Source organism: Nitrincola salilacus (genome assembly GCF_046271865.1).
GTDB lineage: Bacteria > Pseudomonadota > Gammaproteobacteria > Pseudomonadales > Balneatricaceae > Nitrincola > Nitrincola salilacus.
On the sequence record NZ_CP176580.1, the window covers coordinates 586,997 to 605,721 of the forward strand.

General features: G+C 54.5%; 18 protein-coding genes. 10 read left to right on the forward strand and 8 right to left on the reverse strand.

Features of this window, described 5'->3' with window-relative positions:
• Positions 1–29 precede the first annotated feature (29 nt).
• Positions 30–605 (forward strand): hypothetical protein, encoded by a 576-nt coding sequence (locus ACK3CJ_RS02730; RefSeq protein ID WP_409524865.1) that lies wholly within the window; start codon positions 30–32, stop codon positions 603–605.
• A gap of 206 nt (positions 606–811) precedes the next feature.
• Here the strand turns inward: ACK3CJ_RS02730 and ACK3CJ_RS02735 are convergent, their stop codons facing one another.
• The 3 genes from ACK3CJ_RS02735 to ACK3CJ_RS02745 all read right to left on the reverse strand — a co-directional run bounded on the left by ACK3CJ_RS02735 (position 812) and on the right by ACK3CJ_RS02745 (position 4,936).
• On the reverse strand, positions 812–2,611 hold the full coding sequence (locus ACK3CJ_RS02735) for a methyl-accepting chemotaxis protein (RefSeq protein WP_409524866.1): 1,800 nt from the start codon (positions 2,609–2,611) through the stop codon (positions 812–814).
• Between the two features lie 290 nt (positions 2,612–2,901).
• Positions 2,902–3,873: a PDR/VanB family oxidoreductase gene (locus tag ACK3CJ_RS02740; protein WP_409524867.1), complete on the reverse strand. Its 972-nt coding sequence runs from the start codon at positions 3,871–3,873 to the stop codon at positions 2,902–2,904.
• Between the two features lie 19 nt (positions 3,874–3,892).
• A complete protein-coding gene (locus ACK3CJ_RS02745; protein WP_409524868.1) occupies positions 3,893–4,936 on the reverse strand; it encodes a Rieske 2Fe-2S domain-containing protein in 1,044 nt (347 codons plus the stop codon).
• A 204-nt stretch (positions 4,937–5,140) separates the two neighbouring features.
• Here ACK3CJ_RS02745 and ACK3CJ_RS02750 point away from each other — a divergent pair, with 204 nt between their 5' ends.
• Positions 5,141–5,827, forward strand: coding sequence for a GntR family transcriptional regulator (locus ACK3CJ_RS02750; RefSeq protein ID WP_409524869.1), 687 nt, complete (start codon positions 5,141–5,143; stop codon positions 5,825–5,827).
• Between the two features lie 59 nt (positions 5,828–5,886).
• Entirely contained in the window at positions 5,887–6,936 is a 1,050-nt protein-coding gene (locus ACK3CJ_RS02755; RefSeq protein ID WP_409524870.1) for an aldo/keto reductase, read from the forward strand.
• On the opposite strand, the gene ACK3CJ_RS02760 is transcribed toward ACK3CJ_RS02755, so the two are convergent.
• Genes ACK3CJ_RS02760 through ACK3CJ_RS02775 form a run of 4 tightly spaced genes read right to left on the reverse strand, consistent with a single transcriptional unit; the run spans position 6,909 to position 10,535 of the window.
• Positions 6,909–7,856, reverse strand: a complete 948-nt coding sequence (locus ACK3CJ_RS02760) for a Gfo/Idh/MocA family oxidoreductase (protein ID WP_409524871.1) — start codon at positions 7,854–7,856, stop codon at positions 6,909–6,911. The genes ACK3CJ_RS02755 and ACK3CJ_RS02760 overlap by 28 nt on opposite strands.
• A complete protein-coding gene (locus ACK3CJ_RS02765) occupies positions 7,853–8,782 on the reverse strand; it encodes a DUF1932 domain-containing protein (protein WP_409524872.1) in 930 nt (309 codons plus the stop codon). Before ACK3CJ_RS02765 ends, ACK3CJ_RS02760 begins: the two co-directional genes overlap by 4 nt.
• A gap of 6 nt (positions 8,783–8,788) precedes the next feature.
• Complete coding sequence (locus ACK3CJ_RS02770; RefSeq protein WP_409524874.1) at positions 8,789–9,871, reverse strand: 4-oxalomesaconate tautomerase; 1,083 nt, start codon at positions 9,869–9,871, stop codon at positions 8,789–8,791.
• The gene (locus ACK3CJ_RS02775; protein ID WP_409524875.1) at positions 9,864–10,535 is read right to left on the reverse strand and encodes a 4-carboxy-4-hydroxy-2-oxoadipate aldolase/oxaloacetate decarboxylase; all 672 of its coding nucleotides are present in this window, start codon (positions 10,533–10,535) and stop codon (positions 9,864–9,866) included. The genes ACK3CJ_RS02770 and ACK3CJ_RS02775 overlap by 8 nt, the downstream gene beginning before the upstream one ends.
• 172 nt (positions 10,536–10,707) lie before the next feature.
• Here ACK3CJ_RS02775 and ACK3CJ_RS02780 point away from each other — a divergent pair, with 172 nt between their 5' ends.
• On the forward strand, positions 10,708–11,964 hold the full coding sequence (locus ACK3CJ_RS02780) for a LysR family transcriptional regulator (RefSeq protein WP_409524876.1): 1,257 nt from the start codon (positions 10,708–10,710) through the stop codon (positions 11,962–11,964).
• Positions 11,965–12,028: 64 nt separating this feature from the next.
• On the opposite strand, the gene ACK3CJ_RS02785 is transcribed toward ACK3CJ_RS02780, so the two are convergent.
• Entirely contained in the window at positions 12,029–12,940 is a 912-nt protein-coding gene (locus tag ACK3CJ_RS02785; RefSeq protein ID WP_409524877.1) for a LysR family transcriptional regulator, read from the reverse strand.
• Between the two features lie 173 nt (positions 12,941–13,113).
• Here ACK3CJ_RS02785 and ACK3CJ_RS02790 point away from each other — a divergent pair, with 173 nt between their 5' ends.
• From ACK3CJ_RS02790 to pobA, 6 genes are all read left to right on the forward strand, one after another.
• Positions 13,114–14,139, forward strand: a complete 1,026-nt coding sequence (locus tag ACK3CJ_RS02790; RefSeq protein WP_409524878.1) for an amidohydrolase family protein — start codon at positions 13,114–13,116, stop codon at positions 14,137–14,139.
• A 14-nt stretch (positions 14,140–14,153) separates the two neighbouring features.
• The gene (locus ACK3CJ_RS02795) at positions 14,154–15,095 is read left to right on the forward strand and encodes an amidohydrolase family protein (RefSeq protein ID WP_409524880.1); all 942 of its coding nucleotides are present in this window, start codon (positions 14,154–14,156) and stop codon (positions 15,093–15,095) included.
• On the forward strand, positions 15,095–15,547 hold the full coding sequence (gene ligA / locus ACK3CJ_RS02800; RefSeq protein ID WP_409524881.1) for a protocatechuate 4,5-dioxygenase subunit alpha: 453 nt from the start codon (positions 15,095–15,097) through the stop codon (positions 15,545–15,547). The genes ACK3CJ_RS02795 and ligA overlap by 1 nt, the downstream gene beginning before the upstream one ends.
• A complete protein-coding gene (locus ACK3CJ_RS02805; RefSeq protein ID WP_409524882.1) occupies positions 15,547–16,386 on the forward strand; it encodes a class III extradiol dioxygenase subunit beta in 840 nt (279 codons plus the stop codon). The genes ligA and ACK3CJ_RS02805 overlap by 1 nt, the downstream gene beginning before the upstream one ends.
• A 51-nt stretch (positions 16,387–16,437) precedes the next feature.
• Positions 16,438–17,376 (forward strand): helix-turn-helix domain-containing protein, encoded by a 939-nt coding sequence (locus tag ACK3CJ_RS02810; protein ID WP_409524884.1) that lies wholly within the window; start codon positions 16,438–16,440, stop codon positions 17,374–17,376.
• 125 nt (positions 17,377–17,501) lie between these two features.
• Positions 17,502–18,707, forward strand: a complete 1,206-nt coding sequence (pobA, locus tag ACK3CJ_RS02815; RefSeq protein WP_409526541.1) for a 4-hydroxybenzoate 3-monooxygenase — start codon at positions 17,502–17,504, stop codon at positions 18,705–18,707.
• Positions 18,708–18,725 lie beyond the last annotated feature (18 nt).

The window sequence follows — 18,725 nt, forward strand, 5'->3', positions numbered from 1 at the left end:
ATCCAAACAGGTCAGTAAAGGTAAGTGAAATGATCAGAAAAATCGTGTTGCAGGCGCTGGTGATGTTGGCTGGCACCTGTTTTGTCATATCCCAGAGTCAAGCCTCCTCCTTTGATTCAAAAGCGGTGGAATCCTACATCAACAGTCTGCCGGAAGTGGAAGCGTTTGGTGAGAAAATGGAAAGTCAGGGCAAGGATGAGGCCTGGCTGAATGAAGTCTCGCCTATGGAAGGCGAAAACTTCGATCCTCATACGCGCGGAATCTCCGCATTGAAACAGCACGACCCCGCCGAATATGCAGAGCTGGGTAAAATCGTCGGTCGTCATGGTTTCAGCAATGGTGAAAGTTGGGCGGCGATTGGTGATCGCGTGATTCTGGCTTATGGCGCGCTGAAGGCTGAAAGCGAAAATCCTCAGTTGTTTGAGATGGTCAAGCAGATGGAGACAATGGATCCGAGCATGCTGGCGATGATGCCGGCAGAAGTTCGTGCCCAGATGGAGCAGGCAATGGTGATGGCACGCAGTTTCGCCAAAGTACCTGATGCGGATAAACAGGTAGTGCGCCCGCATATGGGACGTCTTGATGCGGTGTTTATGGATCGCTGATCGATATCCGCCCATGGTCATGGGCTCACCTTATTCACCGATGAGTCCGTGACTTTGCAGAATATTCCGAAGGTTTTGGGTGAGTGCATGCTGCAGGGAAGCATTCACGTCGTCTTCCCCAATGCCTGAAGAATATTTTCATATACAAGCAGTTACCAGTTAAATCACAGACCCGGGTTGAGGTGAGTTGACAGGGTTAATGCGTCTCAGGCCGAATCATCCATAAGGTGTTTTGGATCAAAGCCCATGATCAGAGATCCCCAGTGCTGGCCATTCACATAAAGCGGGATGGACAGATCATTCAGCACTTCTCCGGTATCCCGGATGAAAGTCTGCAACAGAAATGGTGATTGATGTGACGCTCTGCGCTTCTCTGCTCGGTTGGCTGCAAAGATACGCCGGTTGCGGCTCTGCAGATTATCGACATCGAAATTCCCTGTCATTGGTTTGGAGACTTTGCTGTGATGAGCCGGCGCATAGCCGTTCTTATCCACCGCGATGGCATAGATAAACTCGGGCCGTTGCTGAATAAAGTTATCAAATATTGGGCGCATCTGCTGGTCAAAGATCTCAGCGTAACGCGTGTCATACTTCTCCGGCAGCTGATTCGGATTCGTGCGGGTATAGCTGGTATCAAACAGATTAATGCCCTGAGCCTTCATCTCCTCCAGTTTACTCATCACCTGCCTTGCCCAGTTCTGCCCCGTCTGGGTCATGGTCTCAAACCCACCGAAACCGATGGTAAAGCGTGACAGCAGCTCCTGTGTCTGTTCGGTTGCCAGTTCCAGATCAGTTGAGAACTTGCGGGATGTATCCATCTCGTCCCTCATCTCGGACGAGAGTTTGGTAATCACCTGTACATGTGTATGTGACTCCTTGTTGGTATAGGAGAGCTCATCAATGGCAGCAGAAATACTGGTTAACTGCGAGGTTGTCTGTTCGAAATCAGTGACCATGCGGATGAATTGATCATTGGTCTTACCAATAAATTCCTCGGTGTTTTCGACATACTGCAGAATATCAACGGCACTGCTGTGGGTCACCTCAACGAGTGAACGCATCTCGTTGATATTGGAGTCGATCTGAACTGTGGCATCACCGACTTGACGAGAAAGATTTCGCACTTCGTCCGCCACGACTGAAAAGCCACGGCCAGCTTCTCCCGCTCTGGCCGCTTCAATGGAGGCGTTCAGTGCCAGCAGATTGGTCTGATCGGAAAAATCCTTCACCATGGACAGAATTTTGGTGATGTTGACTGAGTTCTCGCTCAACTGCTGGACAGTCGTCTGGAAATTGCTTGCCAGCTCACGAATCGACTTTACCTGCTGCAGCACCTTTTTCAGTTCAGCGCTGGATGCCCTGACCTCTCCCATATTACTGCTGGTCTGCTCACTGATTTTCAGCGTGTTACCGGCGATCTCATCAATCGCCTGAGACGCCTGGCTACTCGCATCATACACCTGCATCGCCAGTTCTTCCTGCTGATCCGACGCACTGCCTGCTTCAATCAGCACTTTCTGTAGTTGATTACTGCACAACGCCACCTTCACAGATCGACGCCGTGTTTCTGCAATCATTTTTTTCAGACTGGCGGAAAAGTCGTTGTAGCTTCGTGCCATTTCTGAAATTTCATCGTGGGTATAGTCCGGTAGCGTGGCCGATATATCACCATCCTTATCCTTGATCGCGCGCAGCACATCGGTGATATCTTTGATCGGACGCAAAAAGAGATGGCGCATAAAGAAGATTGTAAAAATACCTGATGCCAGTGCAAACAGCATGACAGCGATACCCGGCAGAATAAGGCGCTCGTAGCTCTGCAGGATCTGATTCGACTGTTCAGCAGCAAGCGGCAGAGCCTGCAGATCCGCCTTGAAACTGGCGGAGTGCCATAACATCAACAGCAACAGGAGCACGAAGGGAAACAGGAGAAATAGAACATTGCCGACTATTTTCCTGGTCAGTGAGCTCCAGAAACGCTTTTCAATCGATCGATACAAACTCATTGGCTTACTCTGTGTTGATGATGGCGGTGTAGGTCTCTGAAATGAATTGAGTATCGCTTAACGGCGGGGGCAATGTCAGTCAGCAAAGTTTGGTTCTGAATGTAGGCAAAATCATCGCCATGTCAGCATATGATGACATGGCGATTTCCAGGATGAATGCCCCGAAGGGGCTGGTTTGTGATGGTGAAGGTTACGCTGTAAGCGGCTGAAACTGTTAAAACCATGTGCTGATAAACACTGGAGTGACGCGCAGCGCTTTTTAATAACAGCAGATAGAGGCAGAAACTTTTTCAGAGATCGAGCACTAACCGTTTCGACTTCGCCCGCGAACAGCAAGGTGTAAACTGATCATTCGCTGCCTGTTCCCCGTCGGTCAGATAGCGATCACGATGGTCCGGTGTACCTTCCAGAATCTTTGTCACGCAGGTACCACAGATACCTTGTTCGCACGATGTCAGCAGATCAATGTCATTATCAATCAACACATCCGCCACGCTCTTATCCGGTGGAATCTGAAAGCTCAGGCCACTGCGTGCCAGCTGAACTTCAAAGCTGCCATCGCTGCTGGTATCGACTGTTGCCCCGACGAAGTACTCAGTGTGCAGTTGCTGCTTTGGCCAGCCGGCTGATTCGTAAGCACTCATAACCGCGTCGTTGAAGGCTTCGGGGCCACACACATAAATGTGCGTTGCTGTTTCAGGTCTGGCAGCCATGCTGGCTAAATCAATACGTTGGCCATCGGTGACCTGAGTGAAGTGAAAGGCCACGCGATCGGCAAAGGGTGCGGCTTTCAAATAGTCCACAAAGGCAGCGTTATCGGGTGTGCTGGCGGAGTAGTGAAGTTCAAACTCAGCCCTCTTTGCGTGTAACTCTTCGGCCATGGCCAGAATGGGGGTGATGCCGATCCCGCCCGCAAAAAGTACACTACGCTGCGCAGCGTGATCCACCGCAAAATGGTTACGTGGTGCACTGATACGCAGGTAATCCCCTTCCTGCACCTGCTCGTGCATGGCGAGGGAGCCACCACGCGACTGTGGTTCACGCAATACGGCGATCTGGTAGCGCTGGCGCTCGCGGGAGGCATTGCTTAAAGAATATTGCCGCAGATGCTCGTCAGCGGTTTGCACATCGATATGTGCACCTGCAGTGAAGGCGGGCAGTTCACGCCCATGCGGGTCAACCAACTCAAAACAGGCGATATCCGCTGCGGCCTGGGTTTTCTGTTTAACCTGTACAATCATGCTGAGGCTGGTTTTACTCATCGTACTGCTCCCATTTCCATCAGCCTTCAGCGGCAATGATTTTATCGAGCATGCGGCGCGCCAGTACGCCGCCACCGTCGATGTTCAATTTGAGTAGTTGACGGTCCGGGTTCTCCAGCAGATTACGCTGTTGCGCTTCGAGCATCTCCAGGTCTTCGGCGAAAATCTGGCCCTGGCCTTCACGTATCTTGTCGGTCAGTTCAGTGTCGTGAGGCTTGAAGTTGCGCGCCATGCCCCAGAAGTACCAGATTGAGGTTTCGGTTTCAGGGGTGATGAAGTCGACCACAGTGCTGGATGCTTTCTTATCGGCAGGCGCGTCATAGCCACCATGACCGGCGTGCGCGACACCCACTTCAATCATGATATGGCTCGGCGGGGTGAATCGGCTGATCTGCCAGCGATCCACCGGCACATTTGGATCCAGATCGTTAAAGCGCAACGCGTTTTGCCAGAATGGCGGCGCTGGAATTTTTTCCATGGTGCGCCTGGTGACTATGGTGTCGCCGTCGCGGAAGGATTCCGGTGGTTCGTCTTCAATTTCGGGCTGACCGATGCTGGTGGAGTGCACGTAGGTTTCGTGCGTCAAGTCCATCAGGTTGTCGATCATCAGTTTGTAGTTGCAGTTGATATGATACAGGCCGCCACCGTAGGCCCAGTCCGGGTCGTCAAACCAGCTGAATTCTGGAATCAGGCTGGGATCCGCCTGTTCGGCATCACCGCTCCACACCCAGATAAAGCCATAACGCTCCTCCACCGGATAGCTGCGCACACCTGGGAAGGCATTGACCCGCTGCCCCGGCATGGACTTGCAGTTGCCGTCACAGTTCATCACCAAACCGTGATAGCCGCAGACCAGATCACCTTCTTCATTCACAAAACCAAGTGAAAGGGGGGCGCCACGGTGCGGGCAGAAGTCGGCAATGCCGACCGCCTTATTGCCTTGTGTACGATAAAAAACGATGCGCTCACCGCAGATCTGACGACCGAGTGGTTTATCAGCGATCTCGTCCGGCGTGCAGGCGACATACCAGGTGTTTTTGGGCCAGGTCTGTGCAGTCGTCATTGGGTTCCTCCGAAGGCGGCTTTTATCCGCTTTGTTTATTATGGATCCAAAAATAGGATTAAATAGTATTTCAGTCAAGTTAAATTGCATAAATGGATCCAATTTTAAGCTGGGGCTGGAAAATTTCTGATTCTGGCACTTGCATCTGAGAGCTGTGCGGTCAACAATTGCGGCTGTTAATCGCCGTGGAAGTCCCAGAAAATCATGAGTAACGTCAGTCGAATCGCCGTATCCAGCCTGCGCAAGCTCATCAGCGACGGTCATTTGCAGCCCGGAGAAAAACTGGGTGAAGTGCAGGTTGCTGAGATGCTGGGGGTGTCACGCACGCCCATTCGCCTGGCCTTTCGTACGCTGGAGCAAGAGGGGCTGCTGGAAAAAGCGGGAAAACAAGGCTTTGTGGTACGCGAGTTCTCGCGCGAAGATGTTATCTGTGGGTTGGAGATTCGTGGTGTGCTGGAAGGTCTGGCGGCGCGTCGTATGGCTGAGGCAGGCCTGAGTGATGAGGCGCGTGCAGCCTTGCAGCAGTGTCTGGACGACGGCGATGCGTTATTTGCGCAACAGCCACCCAGTGCCGACGATGTCCAACGTTGGAGCGAGATCAACGCCCGTTTTCACGCTATCATCGTGCAGGGTGCCAGCAGTCGTGCCATTGCCGACGCCATCGCACGAAACAGCCATCTTCCGTTTGCATCATCCGACTCCATCATCATCGACACCGATCACTTGGATAAGGAGTTCCGCAAACTGCATCTGGCACACCTGCAGCATCAAATGGTATTCCAGGCCTTGGTGCAGGGCGAAAGCGCCCGCGTCGAAATGCTGATGCGCGAGCACGCCTATATCGGTTTGCGCTACGGCGGTTTGTTTGGATTACCCGACGCACTTAAGTAATGGACTTATATCAGCACCAAGTTGGCGCTCCTGCCGATTTATGAAGAGGAATCAGTACAATGTCTTCAACACGTTCAGCAACTGCATCTCCGGTATCACCTGACCTGTCTGCAACCCACCGTGTGGGTCTGGGTTGTATGAACCTGTCTCACGCTTATGGGGTGCCACCGGACGAAGCGGCGGGCATCGCTTTGCTGAACCGTGCGCTGGATCTGGGGTACAACCATCTGGATACGGCCGCACTGTACGGCTTCGGCGCGAACGAAACTCTGCTGGGTAAGGCGGTCATGCAGCGCCGTAACGAATTTTTTCTGGCCAGCAAGTGCGGATTGTTCAAAGGCCCCGATGGCAAGCGTGCGGTCAATGGCCGCCCAGAGGTGCTCCGCCAGACCTGTGACGACGCGCTACAGCGTTTGGGTACCGAGCATATCGATCTGTATTACCTGCATCGGTGGGACAAAAACGTCCCTATCGAGGAGAGCGTCGGGGCGCTCGCCGATTTGAAAAAAGCGGGCAAGATTGGTGCGATTGGTCTGTCGGAAGTCTCTGCCGAGACATTACGTAAAGCCCACCGCGAGTACCCGATTGCCGCCGTGCAAACTGAATATTCGCTGTGGACACGCAACCCGGAAATCGCCGTGTTGGATGCCTGTCGTGAACTTGGTACTGTTTTTGTGGCATTCAGTCCTTTAGGGCGTGGTGTATTGTCCGATGCGCTGCTGGAGATGGAAAGTCTGCCAGCCAACGACCTGCGTCATCAGATGCCGCGCTTTCAAGCGGAGCACTACGCGACCAATTGTCAGCGAGTTGACGCCGTGCAGGCCTTGGCCCGCGAGCAAGGTTGCACGACTGCTCAGTTGGCGCTGGCGTGGCTGCTGCATCAGGACCCCGCGCTGGTGGTGATTCCCGGTACCACCTCTTTGCAGCATCTGTCTGAAAACGTGCAAGCGAACGAGATTCACCTGTCGGCAGAGATGTTGGCGCGCCTGGATGCGGCATTGAATCAGCACAACGTCAGTGGCCCACGCTACAACGCGGCCACTCAGACGGAGATTGATACGGAAGAGTTTGGCGATTCCGGTCAGTCGTCCAGCAACTGTTCCAACTGATGCAGGCTCTCCATGGCCGTTAATGCCTGCGCGACACTGGCGTTCGGCTCACGGCCTTCTCTGATGGCGGCAATAAACTCACGGTCCTGCAGCTCAAGACCGTTGTTCGATACTGCCACGCCGCTGAGGTCGATCGGGTTTTCGTTGCCGTCGACCAGATCATCGTAGCGGGCAATGTAGGTACCCTTGTCGCAGATGTAACGGAAAAAAGTACCGAACGGGCCGTCGTTATTGAACGACAGCGACAGTGTGCAGATCGCCCCTGAAGGTACCTTCATGCCAATGCTCATATCCATGGCGATGCCCAGTTCAGGATGCTTCGGCCCTTGCAAGGCTTGCAGCTTGTCGGCTTGTTCGCCGGTTTGATACTGGAACAGATCAACGGTATGGCAGGCGTGGTGCCACAGCAAGTGGTCGGTCCAGCTGCGTGGCTCGCCCTTGGCGTTGGTGTTGGTACGACGGAAAAAATAGGTTTGTACATCCATCTGCTGGATCTTCAATTCACCGGCCTGAATCTTATTGTGGATCCACTGATGGCTGGGGTTAAAGCGTCGCGTATGCCCAGCCATGGCCACCAAACCGGTTTCCTGCTGTACCCGCACCAGCTCGCGCGAATCAGTGATGTTGTCGGCCATGGGGATCTCGACCATCACGTGCTTACCCGCTTTCAAGCAGGCCATGGCCTGGCTGGCGTGCAGTTGCGTCGGTGTGGCCAGAATGACGGCATCCAAGGCAGGGTCTTGCAGAGCTTCGTCCAGGTCCCCGTAGGCGTGGGGAATGCCACGCTCCTTTGCAAAGGCGATCATTTGCTGCGCATCGTGACCGACCACAGAATGAATTTCGACATCTTCGATCTTGCTTAAAGCATCCAGGTGCTTCATGCCAAACGCACCGGCGGCGCCAGCGACACATAATTTCATCGGGTTATCTCCTGATCGTTTGGTAAATTAAAATATTTGAGCAGCGCATCGGTTGGTGCGGTGTAGTCGTCTGCGCTGGCCTGCACGCCAGACTGTGCAAGTCGTCGCTGCCAGCGTACGGTGCTTTCCGACATGCGTTCGGGTAAACCGAGATGGCTCAGAAAAGAGCAGACCTCTTCCATCTCAGCAGCACGACGCTCGCCGTGCAAAGTCATGCGTTCCAGGTTATAGGCGGCGCGTTCGGTCCAGTTAAAACCGGGATTTGAGGCTTCGAGTGAGGCAAAAACCTGTTGATCGACTCCTGCTAGTCGCCCAGCCAAGGTGCATTCGGCGAACAGGGCTTCCAACCCCTTCACCATAATGCTGCGCACCATTTTTACTGCCGATGACGTACCGACAGGACCTGGCTCCACACTGGCGTTCATGGCCAGGGTATTTAGCAGCACGCTGGCGTCATCGGCATGCGGGCCGCTCAGTAACAGTGGTGTGCGATTGCGCGCGGGTAGTACGGGCGACATCACCGCAATGTCCACATAGCGCCCACCGGCTTGTTCGATCAGCGCTGCCGAGTCCTGCTTGGTGTGTGGCGCGCAGGAGTTGCAGTCGAAAAACCATGCGTCAGGCATCAGCTCAAGCGCTGCCGCGTGAGCGGCCACGTGCGCTTGATCAGCCGTGACCAGAGACCACACAATGTCCGCTCCGTACAAAGCTTCAGCAAGCGTGGCGCAGGCTTCTACCTCATATTGTGCACAAGTGGTCTGCACCGTTGCTGCTTCGGCGCCCAGCAGTTTCAGGTCAAAGGCGCGCACGCGTTGCACACGGCTACGATCCATTTTGCTGACGAAGGCTTGGGCGGCTTCGCCAAAACCGATAAAAGCGATGGTGTATGTGTTGTTTGTGCGGTTTATGTGGCTTGACTGCATCATGAGACCTCAGTCTGTTGGTGGTAGCACATGAGTGCGCGCAAAGACCACACCATCAAACAGCTTACGCGCAGTTCGCAATATCGCTGCACCAGTGGTGGTACCTTGAGCATCGCGCAGCAAGACAACGGTGGTTTTGCCAATTGGATGTTCAATGTCCAAAGTAATGCGTGGCCCTTCCGGTACGCTCGACAAATCGGCGGCTACGCTGCCCTTGACCGCACAGGCCGTTGCCACGGATACCGCACCGAGCACGCCAATAGATGCGTGGCAGCGGTGCGGAATAAAGGTCCGCGTCGACAGGGTACCCCCGATTTGTGGCGCGCTGATCAGAGTCATCTTGGGGACGGTCTTGTTGGTCACATCATCCAGCTTCATCAGGTATCCGGCTTGCAGACGAATATGCTCCAGTCGGGCTTTTAAAGCATCACGCGTGTCCAGTGTCGCACGATCTTCCTGACCGGTGATGCCTAAATCCTGTGCGCGCAACAATACCGTCGGCATGCCGTTGTCAATGCAGGTTACCCAGGTGCCATCAATCAGATCCCGCGCATTGCCGGTGGGCAGCAAGGCGCCGCAACTGGAGCCGGCAATGTCCTGAAACTGAATCAATACCGGAGCGGAGATGCCGGGTACTCCGTCGATATCGGCTTCACCTTCATAGGTGACGACTGCGTTCGGAGTCTGCACCGTCGCCACAGCGATCTGCTCGGTGTTCTCCATATAGATTGTAACGTTCGTCTCCTTATCCTGAGCCGCGACCAAGCCACGTTCCACCGCAAAGGGTGCCACACCCGCCAGCATATTACCGCAGTTCTGTGCATCACTGACCAACGCCTGATCAACATAGACCTGCAGAAACAGATACTCAACGTCCACGCCCGGACGTTCCGAGCGCTTGACCACAGCCACCTTGGATGTCAGCGGGTCGGCACCGCCCATGCCATCAATCTGGCGCTCATCGGGCGAGCCCATAACACTGAGCAAAAAGGCATCGCGGTCGGCAGGGAGGGACGGCAGGTCTTCCGCCAGGAAAAATGCGCCCTTCGAGGTGCCACCGCGCATCCACATGCAACGCACTGCGTCAGACATATTTGAGTCCTCGTTCTTTCAAACGCTCACGCATCTGGTAGATGTCGAGGCCCAGCTCACCGGCTGCCAGACGCTGGCGTTTTTCCTCTTCCAATGCCATACGGCGCTGTGCTTTATCGAGTACATCAGCAGCCTCTTCGCGGCGCACCACACACACACCGTCGTCGTCAGCAACAATGATGTCACCTGGGTTGATCAGCTCACCGGCACAGATGATGGGTACATTCACCGAGCCCAGCGTTTCTTTCACCGTGCCTTGAGCGAAAATGGCTTTCGACCACACTGGGAACTGCATGGAGGTCAGGTCGCGGATATCACGCACCCCAGCATCGATGATCAAACCACGACAACCGCGCGCTTGTGCCGAGGTGGCCAGCAGGTCGCCGAAATATCCCGAGTTAGAGGGGGAGGTGGGTGCCAGTACCAGGATATCGCCCGACTGCAGCTGTTCGATGGCGACGTGCACCATCCAGTTGTCACAGGGGGCAGCAGAGATTGTTACCGCCGAGGCAGCAACCGATGCACCCGAGTAGATAGGGCGCATGTAATCAGCCAGCAAGCCCTTACGGCCCTGAGCTTCATGCACGGTGGCAACGCCGCAGACCGCCAGCCCGTCGATGATACGTTGTTCGGCCCGCTCAATATGTTGTACGACGACGTTCATAACCGCTCTCCGTTTTTAGAATCCGTTTTTAGAACCCGTTTTTAGAATCCGCTTTCAGAATCACCTCAACTCTTATGCGCCGAGTATTGTCTTGCCCGTGGCGTAAGGCTATTTAGATTTGCTTTATTAGGTATTAATTTATGTTATAAAGGGGTTTTTCTGTGGAGGTGTCATGTCGGATAAAACACCCAATCTGCGGCATTTGCGGGCGTTTCACGAAGTGGCTCGGTTGCATAGCATCAGTGCGGCGGCCGAGTGCGTCTACCTCTCTCAATCTGCCTTGACGCAAGCCATCGCCAAGTTAGAGCAGGCCCTGCATTGCGGACTTTTCCATCGTCGCCACAATGGGCTGTACCTGACCGAAGAGGGCAAGCTGTTTCATCATCGAGTAGGTCGCTGCCTGGATCTGCTTGGCCAGGGTGTACGGGAAACCATACGTTCAGGCGAGCGCAAGGATGCCACACGGCACCCGGCGGCCGACCCCGCAGCAGCGGTGACCAATACGCATCTGCGGGCGCTGTTGGCGTTGCAGCACGCACCCACTTTCTCCAGTGCGGCGCGCGCTATCGGCGTGTCACAACCCGCGGTGTATCGGGCTGTACATGATCTGGAAGACCAACTGAACGTCAAGCTGGTAGAGAAAACCAGCATCGGTATATCGCTGACCAAAGGAGCACTGCGCCTCGTGCGACTGGCGCGACTTGCGCTGAAAGAGATAGGGCAGGGTTTCGATGAGCTCAGTGATTTCTCCGGTATGGATTCGACATCGATTGTGGTGGGATCGATGCCCTTGGCGCGTACTTATATTCTTCCCTCGGCCATTAATCGCCTCAGCGAACTGCGCCCGGCGGCGCGTATCAGCGTGGTTGAGGGGCCTTATGATGACTTGCTGCAGCGTCTGCTGTCTGGTGAAGTGGATCTGTTGATCGGTGCCTTACGTGACCCGTTGCCGACCAATGATGTTGTACAGCATCTGTTGTTTGATACTGAATTATCGGTGGTGTGTCGCAATGATCACCCTTTGGTGGGGCGCCGAGGTTTGACCCTGGCGGACCTGGCCGCTTACCGCTGGGTAGTGCCCCGAACCAGCACGCCCGCCCGCACCTGGTTTGACCAGTTGATCACGCGGGAGGTGCCTGAGGTCAGGCAGGGACTGGTCGAGTGCAGCTCACAAGTTGTGATCCGTGAACTGCTGACCGGCAGTGACCGCCTGACTTTTATTTCCAGCCATCAGATTCAGCATGAACAGCAGCAGGGCATACTGGCGGTGTTGGATACTGAACTCCCAGCCACGCGTCGGCCTATCGGGCTTACCCAACGTGGTGACTGGCACCCGACGCCGACTCAGCGTTTGTTTTTGTCGATCATTAAATCACTGAGTGAACAGCTTTCCTGTGGTAGATCAGCGCCCGGTTTGGCAGATACTTAACTTGTTGGTTTATTAAGCAGGGCTATCAAGCAGGGCTCTCAATTAGGACTATCAATCAGGGCTATCAATCAGGGCTATCAACATGCGCCGCCACTTCCTGCTCGATCAAGGTCATCATGGCGCGCTGCATCTGGGTGGCCGGTCGTCGGGTGCTGGTGGCAAGAAACAGTTTGATGCGCAGGTCGGGTTCGACAATGGGATGAATGGCAAAACGCTGTGGATCACCGAGGCTGCGCACCGCGTTGCGTGACAGTACGGCTGATCCCGCACCATCGGCCACCAGGTCCAGAATGGCACCAATACTGTCGATCTCCAACACTATGTCAGGCCGCCGCTTGATATTGGCCAGTTCGCTTTCAATGAAGCGCCGTATGGCATTGTGCGGGCTGGGGGTGATCAGGGGCATGTCAGCCAAACGAGCCAGGGGGATGGGATCACCTGTGGCCAGGTCGGTCGACAGTGCGGCCGAGGTAACCAGAAACAGCTCCTGCTCACCCAGAGGCGAGAGGTCGATCTCGGGTGATGGTGTGGGGTTGTACAGTAGAGCGATATCCAACCGACCGGCCACTAACGCATCGACCATGGCGCTGGACAGTGCTTCACTGACGGCCAGGGTCGCCTCCGGCATGATCTTTTTGCACGCACGCACCAGAGGCACGGCCATCGACTTCGATAAGCTGGGAGGCAGGCCAATGACGATGCGCCCTGTCAGACCGCCGCGCAGCATGGACATCTCTTCGCGGGTGCGTTCCACCTGATGCAGAATACCTCGTCCATGTTCCAACAGGCGCTGGCCGCCGTCCGTTAAGGTCACTCCACGCCCGTTACGTATCAACAGGGGTTGACGCAACTCGACTTCGAGCAGGCGTATCTGGCGGCTCAGCGCGGGTTGAGCAATATTCAGAGCGATGGACGCCCGGGTAAAACTGCCCAGTTCTGCCACGCGCACAAAATATTCAATTTGTCGTAGGTCCATCGTTGAGTGCCTATTAATTTTCTATATCTTCGGCGAAGTATAGCAGTTTGTTATAGCTGATAGAGGAGATTGTGCGTAGCTGAGTGGCTGTAATAGGTGAACAATAGTGCCATATCTTTATTTGGCATGCGGGTGATGCTTGCGCATCCATGGCTGCCTACAGGAGAGTTGCAATGATCATCGATTGTCATGGGCATTACACCACCGCGCCGCAAGCGCTGGAGGACTGGCGTAACGCACAGGTCGCCGCGTTGGGTAATCCGAGTGCTGGACCTAAGCCGTCCGATTTGAAAATCAGTGATGACGAGCTGCGCGAGTCGGTTGAAACCAACCAGCTCAGGCTGATGAACGAACGTGGCCTGGATATGACCATCTTCTCCCCACGGGCGAGTTTTATGGCGCACCATATTGGTGACTTTGAAACCAGTTCGACCTGGGCCGCCATCTGTAACGAGCTGTGCTACCGCGTAGCGCAACTCTTCCCTGACCGTTTTATTGGCGCGGCCATGCTGCCTCAATCACCCGGTGTGGACCCAAAAAGCTGCATTCCAGAAATTGAACGCTGCATCAATGAGTATGGTTTTGTCGGGATCAACCTCAATCCGGACCCATCCGGTGGGCATTGGAAAGAGCCGCCGCTGACTGATCGCCATTGGTACCCGATTTACGAAAAAATGGTCGAACTGGATATTCCAGCGATGATCCACGTCAGCACCAGTTGCAACGCCTGCTTCCACAGTACTGGCGCGCACTATTTGAACGCCGACACCACCGCGTTCATGCAGTTGCTGCAAGGCGACCTGTTCAAAGACTTCCCAGAGCTGCGCTTTGTCATCCCGCACGGCGGTGGCGCGGTGCCCTATCATTGGGGACGTTTCCGTGGCTTGGCCGACATGATGAAAAAGCCGATGCTGGATCAACACCTGATGAACAACATCTACTTCGACACCTGCGTGTATCATCAGCCGGGTATTGATCTGCTGACCGATGTGATCGATACCAAGAACGTGCTGTTTGCCTCAGAAATGATCGGCGCGGTACGCGGCATCGACCCGCAAACCGGGCACTATTTTGACGACACCAAACGCTACATCGAAGCCGCAGATTTGACCGACGACCAGCGTTACCAGATCTACGAAGGCAACGCACGACGCGTATTCCCGTGTTTGGACGCCACCCTGAAAAAACAAGGCCGCTGAGCGAGGAGTCATGCATGAGTGTTGAGAGGTGTTTTGAGAAAAGTTTTGCAGTCACGCCCGGCTGGCTCAATTGGTACGACGGCCCAGCTAAACCCAAGTTCAAGGTGCCTGCGGGCGCTGTAGACGCGCATTGCCATGTGTTTGGCCCCGGCGAGCAATTCCCCTTTGCTCCCGAGCGCAAATATACACCGTGCGATGCCTCGAAAGACCAGTTGTTCGCCCTGCGTGATCATCTGGGTTTTGCGCGTAATGTGGTGGTGCAGGCTACCTGCCACGGCTCCGACAACAGCGCCATGGTGGATGCGCTGGAACATTCAAATGGTATGGCGCGCGGCATTGCGACCGTAAAACGCAACATCTCAGATGCGGAACTTCAGGCGTTGGACGCCGCTGGTGTGCGCGGAGTACGCTTTAACTTCGTCAAACGGTTGGTGGACTTCACGCCGAAAGAGGAGTTGATGGAGATCGCCCAGCGCATTGCGCCCTTGGGCTGGCATATCGTGATCTATTTCGAAGCGGTCGATCTGCCCGAACTGTGGGATTTCTTCACCGCCTTGCCCACCACCCTTGTGGTGGACCACATGGGGCGACCGGATGTTACCCAATCAGTCGAGGGCGAAGAGTTTCAGCGCTTCGTGCGCTTGATGGACGAGCATGAGAATATCTGGTCGAAAGTGAGCTGCCCCGAGCGCCTGAGCGTCAGTGGGCCTAAAGCTCTGAGCGGCGAACAGCAGGCGTACCAGGATGTGGTACCGTTTGCCAGATATCTGGTTGAACGTTTTCCCGAGCGCGTATTGTGGGGGACGGACTGGCCGCACCCGAACCTGAAAGATCACATGCCGGACGATGGTTTGCTGGTCGACTTCATTCCGCAGATCGCGCCCACGGCCGAATTGCAGCAAAAATTACTGGTCGATAACCCGATGCGGTTATACTGGCCTGAAGAGGTAAAGTGATGAGCAACTCCAAAAACAGCGGCTCAAGTAAGAGCAACTCAAGTAAGAGCAACTCAAGTAAGAGCAACTACAACGACGCCTTTAAAGATATTCCGGGTACGGTGATATTTGACGCCACGCAATCGCGCATGGGGTTTCATCTGAACCAGTTTTGCATGTCGCTGATGAAAGCCGATGCACGCAAAGCCTTTCTGGCCGATGAAGCCGCGTACTTGCAGCAATACCCCATGACCGCTGAGCAGCGGCAAGCTGTATTGGATCGCGACTATAACCGCATGATCTCCCTCGGCGGCAACATCTATTTCCTCGCCAAAATCGGCGCAACAGACGGGCATTCCTTCCAGTATCTGGCGTCCCTGATGACGGGCGTTACGGAAGAGGAATATCGTGCCATGATGGTGGCCGGTGGCCGCTCGCCAGATGGCAATCGCAGTAAATCGGAGAAAGAATAATGGCTAAAATTACCGCAGGGGTTGCGACCTCACACGTACCCGCCGTCGGTGCGGCGCTCGATTCGGGCAAAACACAGGACGACTACTGGAAGCCGCTGTTCGCCGGTTACGAGTTTTCCAAAGAGTGGATCAAAAACGAAAAGCCGGATGTGATCATTCTGGTCTATAACGACCATGCCTCGGCCTTTTCGTTGGACTTGATTCCTACGTTCGCCATTGGCTGCGCCGATGAATTCCAGCCCGCCGATGAAGGCTGGGGCCCACGCCCGGTGCCAACGGTTAAAGGGCACCCGGAGCTGGCGTGGCACATTGCGCAATCGACGATTCTGGACGAATTCGACATGACGATCGTCAACAAAATGGACGTCGATCACGGTCTGACCGTGCCCTTGTCACTGATGTTCGGTCAGCCCGAAGAGTGGCCGTGCAAGATCATTCCGCTGGCCGTTAACGTGGTGCAATACCCACCACCAACCGGCAATCGGTGCTATAACCTCGGTAAAGCGATCCGTCGTGCCGTGGACTCTTTCGATGCAGATCTGAATGTGCAGATCTGGGGTACGGGCGGTATGTCGCACCAGCTGCAAGGGCCGCGTGCGGGCTTGATCAACCGGGAATTCGACACCGCCTTTTTGGATGGTTTAACCAAGGATCCACAGGCCATGGCTGCCATGCCGCACATCGACTATGTGCGCGAAGCGGGTTCCGAAGGGATTGAGATGGTGATGTGGTTGATCATGCGTGGTGCGTTGAACGACAAGGTTGACGAGCGTTATCGCTTCTACCATGTGCCCGCCTCGAATACCGCCGTGGGACATATTATACTCGAGAATAAATAAGCTAAAACGCACGAATTGTATGACTCCTTCAACCATGCGGCGGGAAGGCGAATGTCGGAAAAACCCAACCCACGTAAATCGCAAGATGTCCCGCAGTTCGTGCTCTACGGCGAAGCTGAACATCATGATACGCTGGAGTTTCTGCACCTTGAACCGATTGCCACACGTAGTCGTTCAAATGGGTGGTTTATAAAGCCGCATCGACACGCTCGGCTGCATCAGCTAATTATGGTGTTTACGGGTGCAGTAACCGCATGGGTTGACGAGCAAGAGCATCGCCTGGAGGGGGCTTGTTGCATAAGCCTTCCGCCGGGGATTGTACACGGCTTTCGTTTTGCGCCAGACACTCAGGGCATGGTATTGACGGTGGCGCAGGCGATGGTGACCGACCTGGCGGATGAGCGCACTAAAACCTATTTAGATGCCTTGTTTACACAGCCTGAAATCATCTCCTTTGCCAGTAATGCTGCCGTGTTGCACCAACTGCGCAGCAATGTGCAGCAGATGCTGGAAGAGTTTCGCAGTATTAATCCGGGGCGGCATTTACTCTGTGAATGGTTGTTGCAGACTGTGCTTCTGCAACTGAGTCGCTGTGTAGAGACGCAGCGCCGAGCGCCCGAAACGCGTACCCGTGAAACCCGGCACATGCAGCAATTTCGTGCCTTGATAGAAGCGCATTTCAGCAACCAATGGAAAGTTGAGGACTACGCTCGAGAACTCAACATGCCACCCGCCCGTTTGAACAGAATGTGCAAAACTGTCTTGGGTAGAAATGCCAAATCGCTGTTGCAGGAACGGTTGCTGTTGGAAGCTCGGCGCAAGTTGATTTATACCCGTGCCACCATCGAGCAGGTCGCCTTTGATCTGGGGTATGTCGATCCTGCTTACTTTTCACGGGTGTTTCAACAAGCCGAAGGCGTATCGCCAAAAGTGTATCGTCAGCAACACGATGGTATGAAAAGCCTGGATGACGGTATTGATAACACCTAGCCATCAAAGTTCGTTTTGAACGAAAAGTACAGAAACTTGATCAGTAACTGCATTAAATACCAGCGCTGAAATCCGCACACTTATCTCACTGATATAACAATAATGAGGTTAGTGCTGTGAAGACCATCAAAACTCAAGTCGCCATTATTGGCGGCGGTCCTTCGGGCTTGTTGCTGGGCCAACTGTTGCATAAGCAGGGTATCGACAACATCATCGTTGAACGTGTCAACGGTGACTACGTATTAGGCCGTATTCGCGCAGGTATTCTTGAGCAGGGACTGGTAGGTCTGCTGCACGAAGCTGGCGTGGCCGAGCGCATGATGCAAGAGGGTCATGTTCACGATGGGGTTGAGCTCAGCATCAACGATGAACGTTTCCGTATTGACTTGAAAAAGTATGCCGACGGCTCCTCTGTGATGTGCTACGGCCAGACTGAAATCACGCGTGATCTGATGGCAGCACGTGAAGCAGCGGGTTTAGCCACTCTGTACGAAGCCGAAAACACTGAGTTGCATGACGTCAAAACCGATTCGCCCTACGTCACCTTTATCAAAGACGGCGAGCCTCACCGCCTGGAGTGCCAGTTTATCGCCGGCTGTGATGGCTTCCATGGGGTATCGCGCAAGACTATCCCTGATGACTCGCGCAAAGAGTTTGAGCGGGTATACCCCTTCGGCTGGTTGGGCCTGTTATCCGACACACCGCCGTGTAATGAAGAGCTGATATACGCCAAAACGGATCGTGGATTTGCCCTGGCCAGTCAGCGTTCGTCCACGCGCTCACGCTACTATTTGCAAGTGCCACTGACCGATAAGTTAGAAGAATGGTCAGACGATGCCTTCTGGGCTGAGCTGAAAAAGCGCTTGCCCGCTGATGTGGCAGAAGGCTTGGTGACTGGGCCCAGCATTGAGAAGAGCATTGCACCCTTGCGCTCATTTGTGTGTGAGCCCATGCAGTACGGTAATCTGTTTTTAGTCGGGGATGCCGCACACATTGTGCCACCCACAGGTGCCAAAGGACTGAACCTGGCTGCGTCAGATGTGGCGACGCTCTATAAAGTGTTGACGCGGGTGTTCAAGGAAGGGGATCGCAGCGCTATTGCACAGTATTCACCGATCTGCTTGCGCCGCGTCTGGAATGGCGAACGCTTCTCGTGGTGGATGACCAATATGATGCACAACTTCGATGAAGGTGTGGCCAAAGACGGCACCGATCGTGACACGCAACAGCGCTTTATGGATTCGGAACTTCACTATTACCTTACCTCTGAAGCAGGGCAGCGGGTGATAGCTGAACAGTATGTCGGCTTGCCTTACGAAGAGTTGGCGTAGCGCTATATCAGTAGCGCT

What these genes read in the sequence shown, in the direction of transcription:
- ACK3CJ_RS02730 (WP_409524865.1), top strand. Translation starts at nt 30, where the DNA reads ATGATCAGAAAAATCGTGTTGCAGGCGCTGGTGATGTTGGCTGGCACC.
- ACK3CJ_RS02735 (WP_409524866.1), bottom strand. Translation starts at nt 2,611, where the DNA reads ATGAGTTTGTATCGATCGATTGAAAAGCGTTTCTGGAGCTCACTGACC.
- ACK3CJ_RS02740 (WP_409524867.1), bottom strand. Translation starts at nt 3,873, where the DNA reads ATGAGTAAAACCAGCCTCAGCATGATTGTACAGGTTAAACAGAAAACC.
- ACK3CJ_RS02745 (WP_409524868.1), bottom strand. Translation starts at nt 4,936, where the DNA reads ATGACGACTGCACAGACCTGGCCCAAAAACACCTGGTATGTCGCCTGC.
- ACK3CJ_RS02750 (WP_409524869.1), top strand. Translation starts at nt 5,141, where the DNA reads ATGAGTAACGTCAGTCGAATCGCCGTATCCAGCCTGCGCAAGCTCATC.
- ACK3CJ_RS02755 (WP_409524870.1), top strand. Translation starts at nt 5,887, where the DNA reads ATGTCTTCAACACGTTCAGCAACTGCATCTCCGGTATCACCTGACCTG.
- ACK3CJ_RS02760 (WP_409524871.1), bottom strand. Translation starts at nt 7,856, where the DNA reads ATGAAATTATGTGTCGCTGGCGCCGCCGGTGCGTTTGGCATGAAGCAC.
- ACK3CJ_RS02765 (WP_409524872.1), bottom strand. Translation starts at nt 8,782, where the DNA reads ATGATGCAGTCAAGCCACATAAACCGCACAAACAACACATACACCATC.
- ACK3CJ_RS02770 (WP_409524874.1), bottom strand. Translation starts at nt 9,871, where the DNA reads ATGTCTGACGCAGTGCGTTGCATGTGGATGCGCGGTGGCACCTCGAAG.
- ACK3CJ_RS02775 (WP_409524875.1), bottom strand. Translation starts at nt 10,535, where the DNA reads ATGAACGTCGTCGTACAACATATTGAGCGGGCCGAACAACGTATCATC.
- ACK3CJ_RS02780 (WP_409524876.1), top strand. Translation starts at nt 10,708, where the DNA reads ATGTCGGATAAAACACCCAATCTGCGGCATTTGCGGGCGTTTCACGAA.
- ACK3CJ_RS02785 (WP_409524877.1), bottom strand. Translation starts at nt 12,940, where the DNA reads ATGGACCTACGACAAATTGAATATTTTGTGCGCGTGGCAGAACTGGGC.
- ACK3CJ_RS02790 (WP_409524878.1), top strand. Translation starts at nt 13,114, where the DNA reads ATGATCATCGATTGTCATGGGCATTACACCACCGCGCCGCAAGCGCTG.
- ACK3CJ_RS02795 (WP_409524880.1), top strand. Translation starts at nt 14,154, where the DNA reads ATGAGTGTTGAGAGGTGTTTTGAGAAAAGTTTTGCAGTCACGCCCGGC.
- ligA (WP_409524881.1), top strand. Translation starts at nt 15,095, where the DNA reads ATGAGCAACTCCAAAAACAGCGGCTCAAGTAAGAGCAACTCAAGTAAG.
- ACK3CJ_RS02805 (WP_409524882.1), top strand. Translation starts at nt 15,547, where the DNA reads ATGGCTAAAATTACCGCAGGGGTTGCGACCTCACACGTACCCGCCGTC.
- ACK3CJ_RS02810 (WP_409524884.1), top strand. Translation starts at nt 16,438, where the DNA reads ATGTCGGAAAAACCCAACCCACGTAAATCGCAAGATGTCCCGCAGTTC.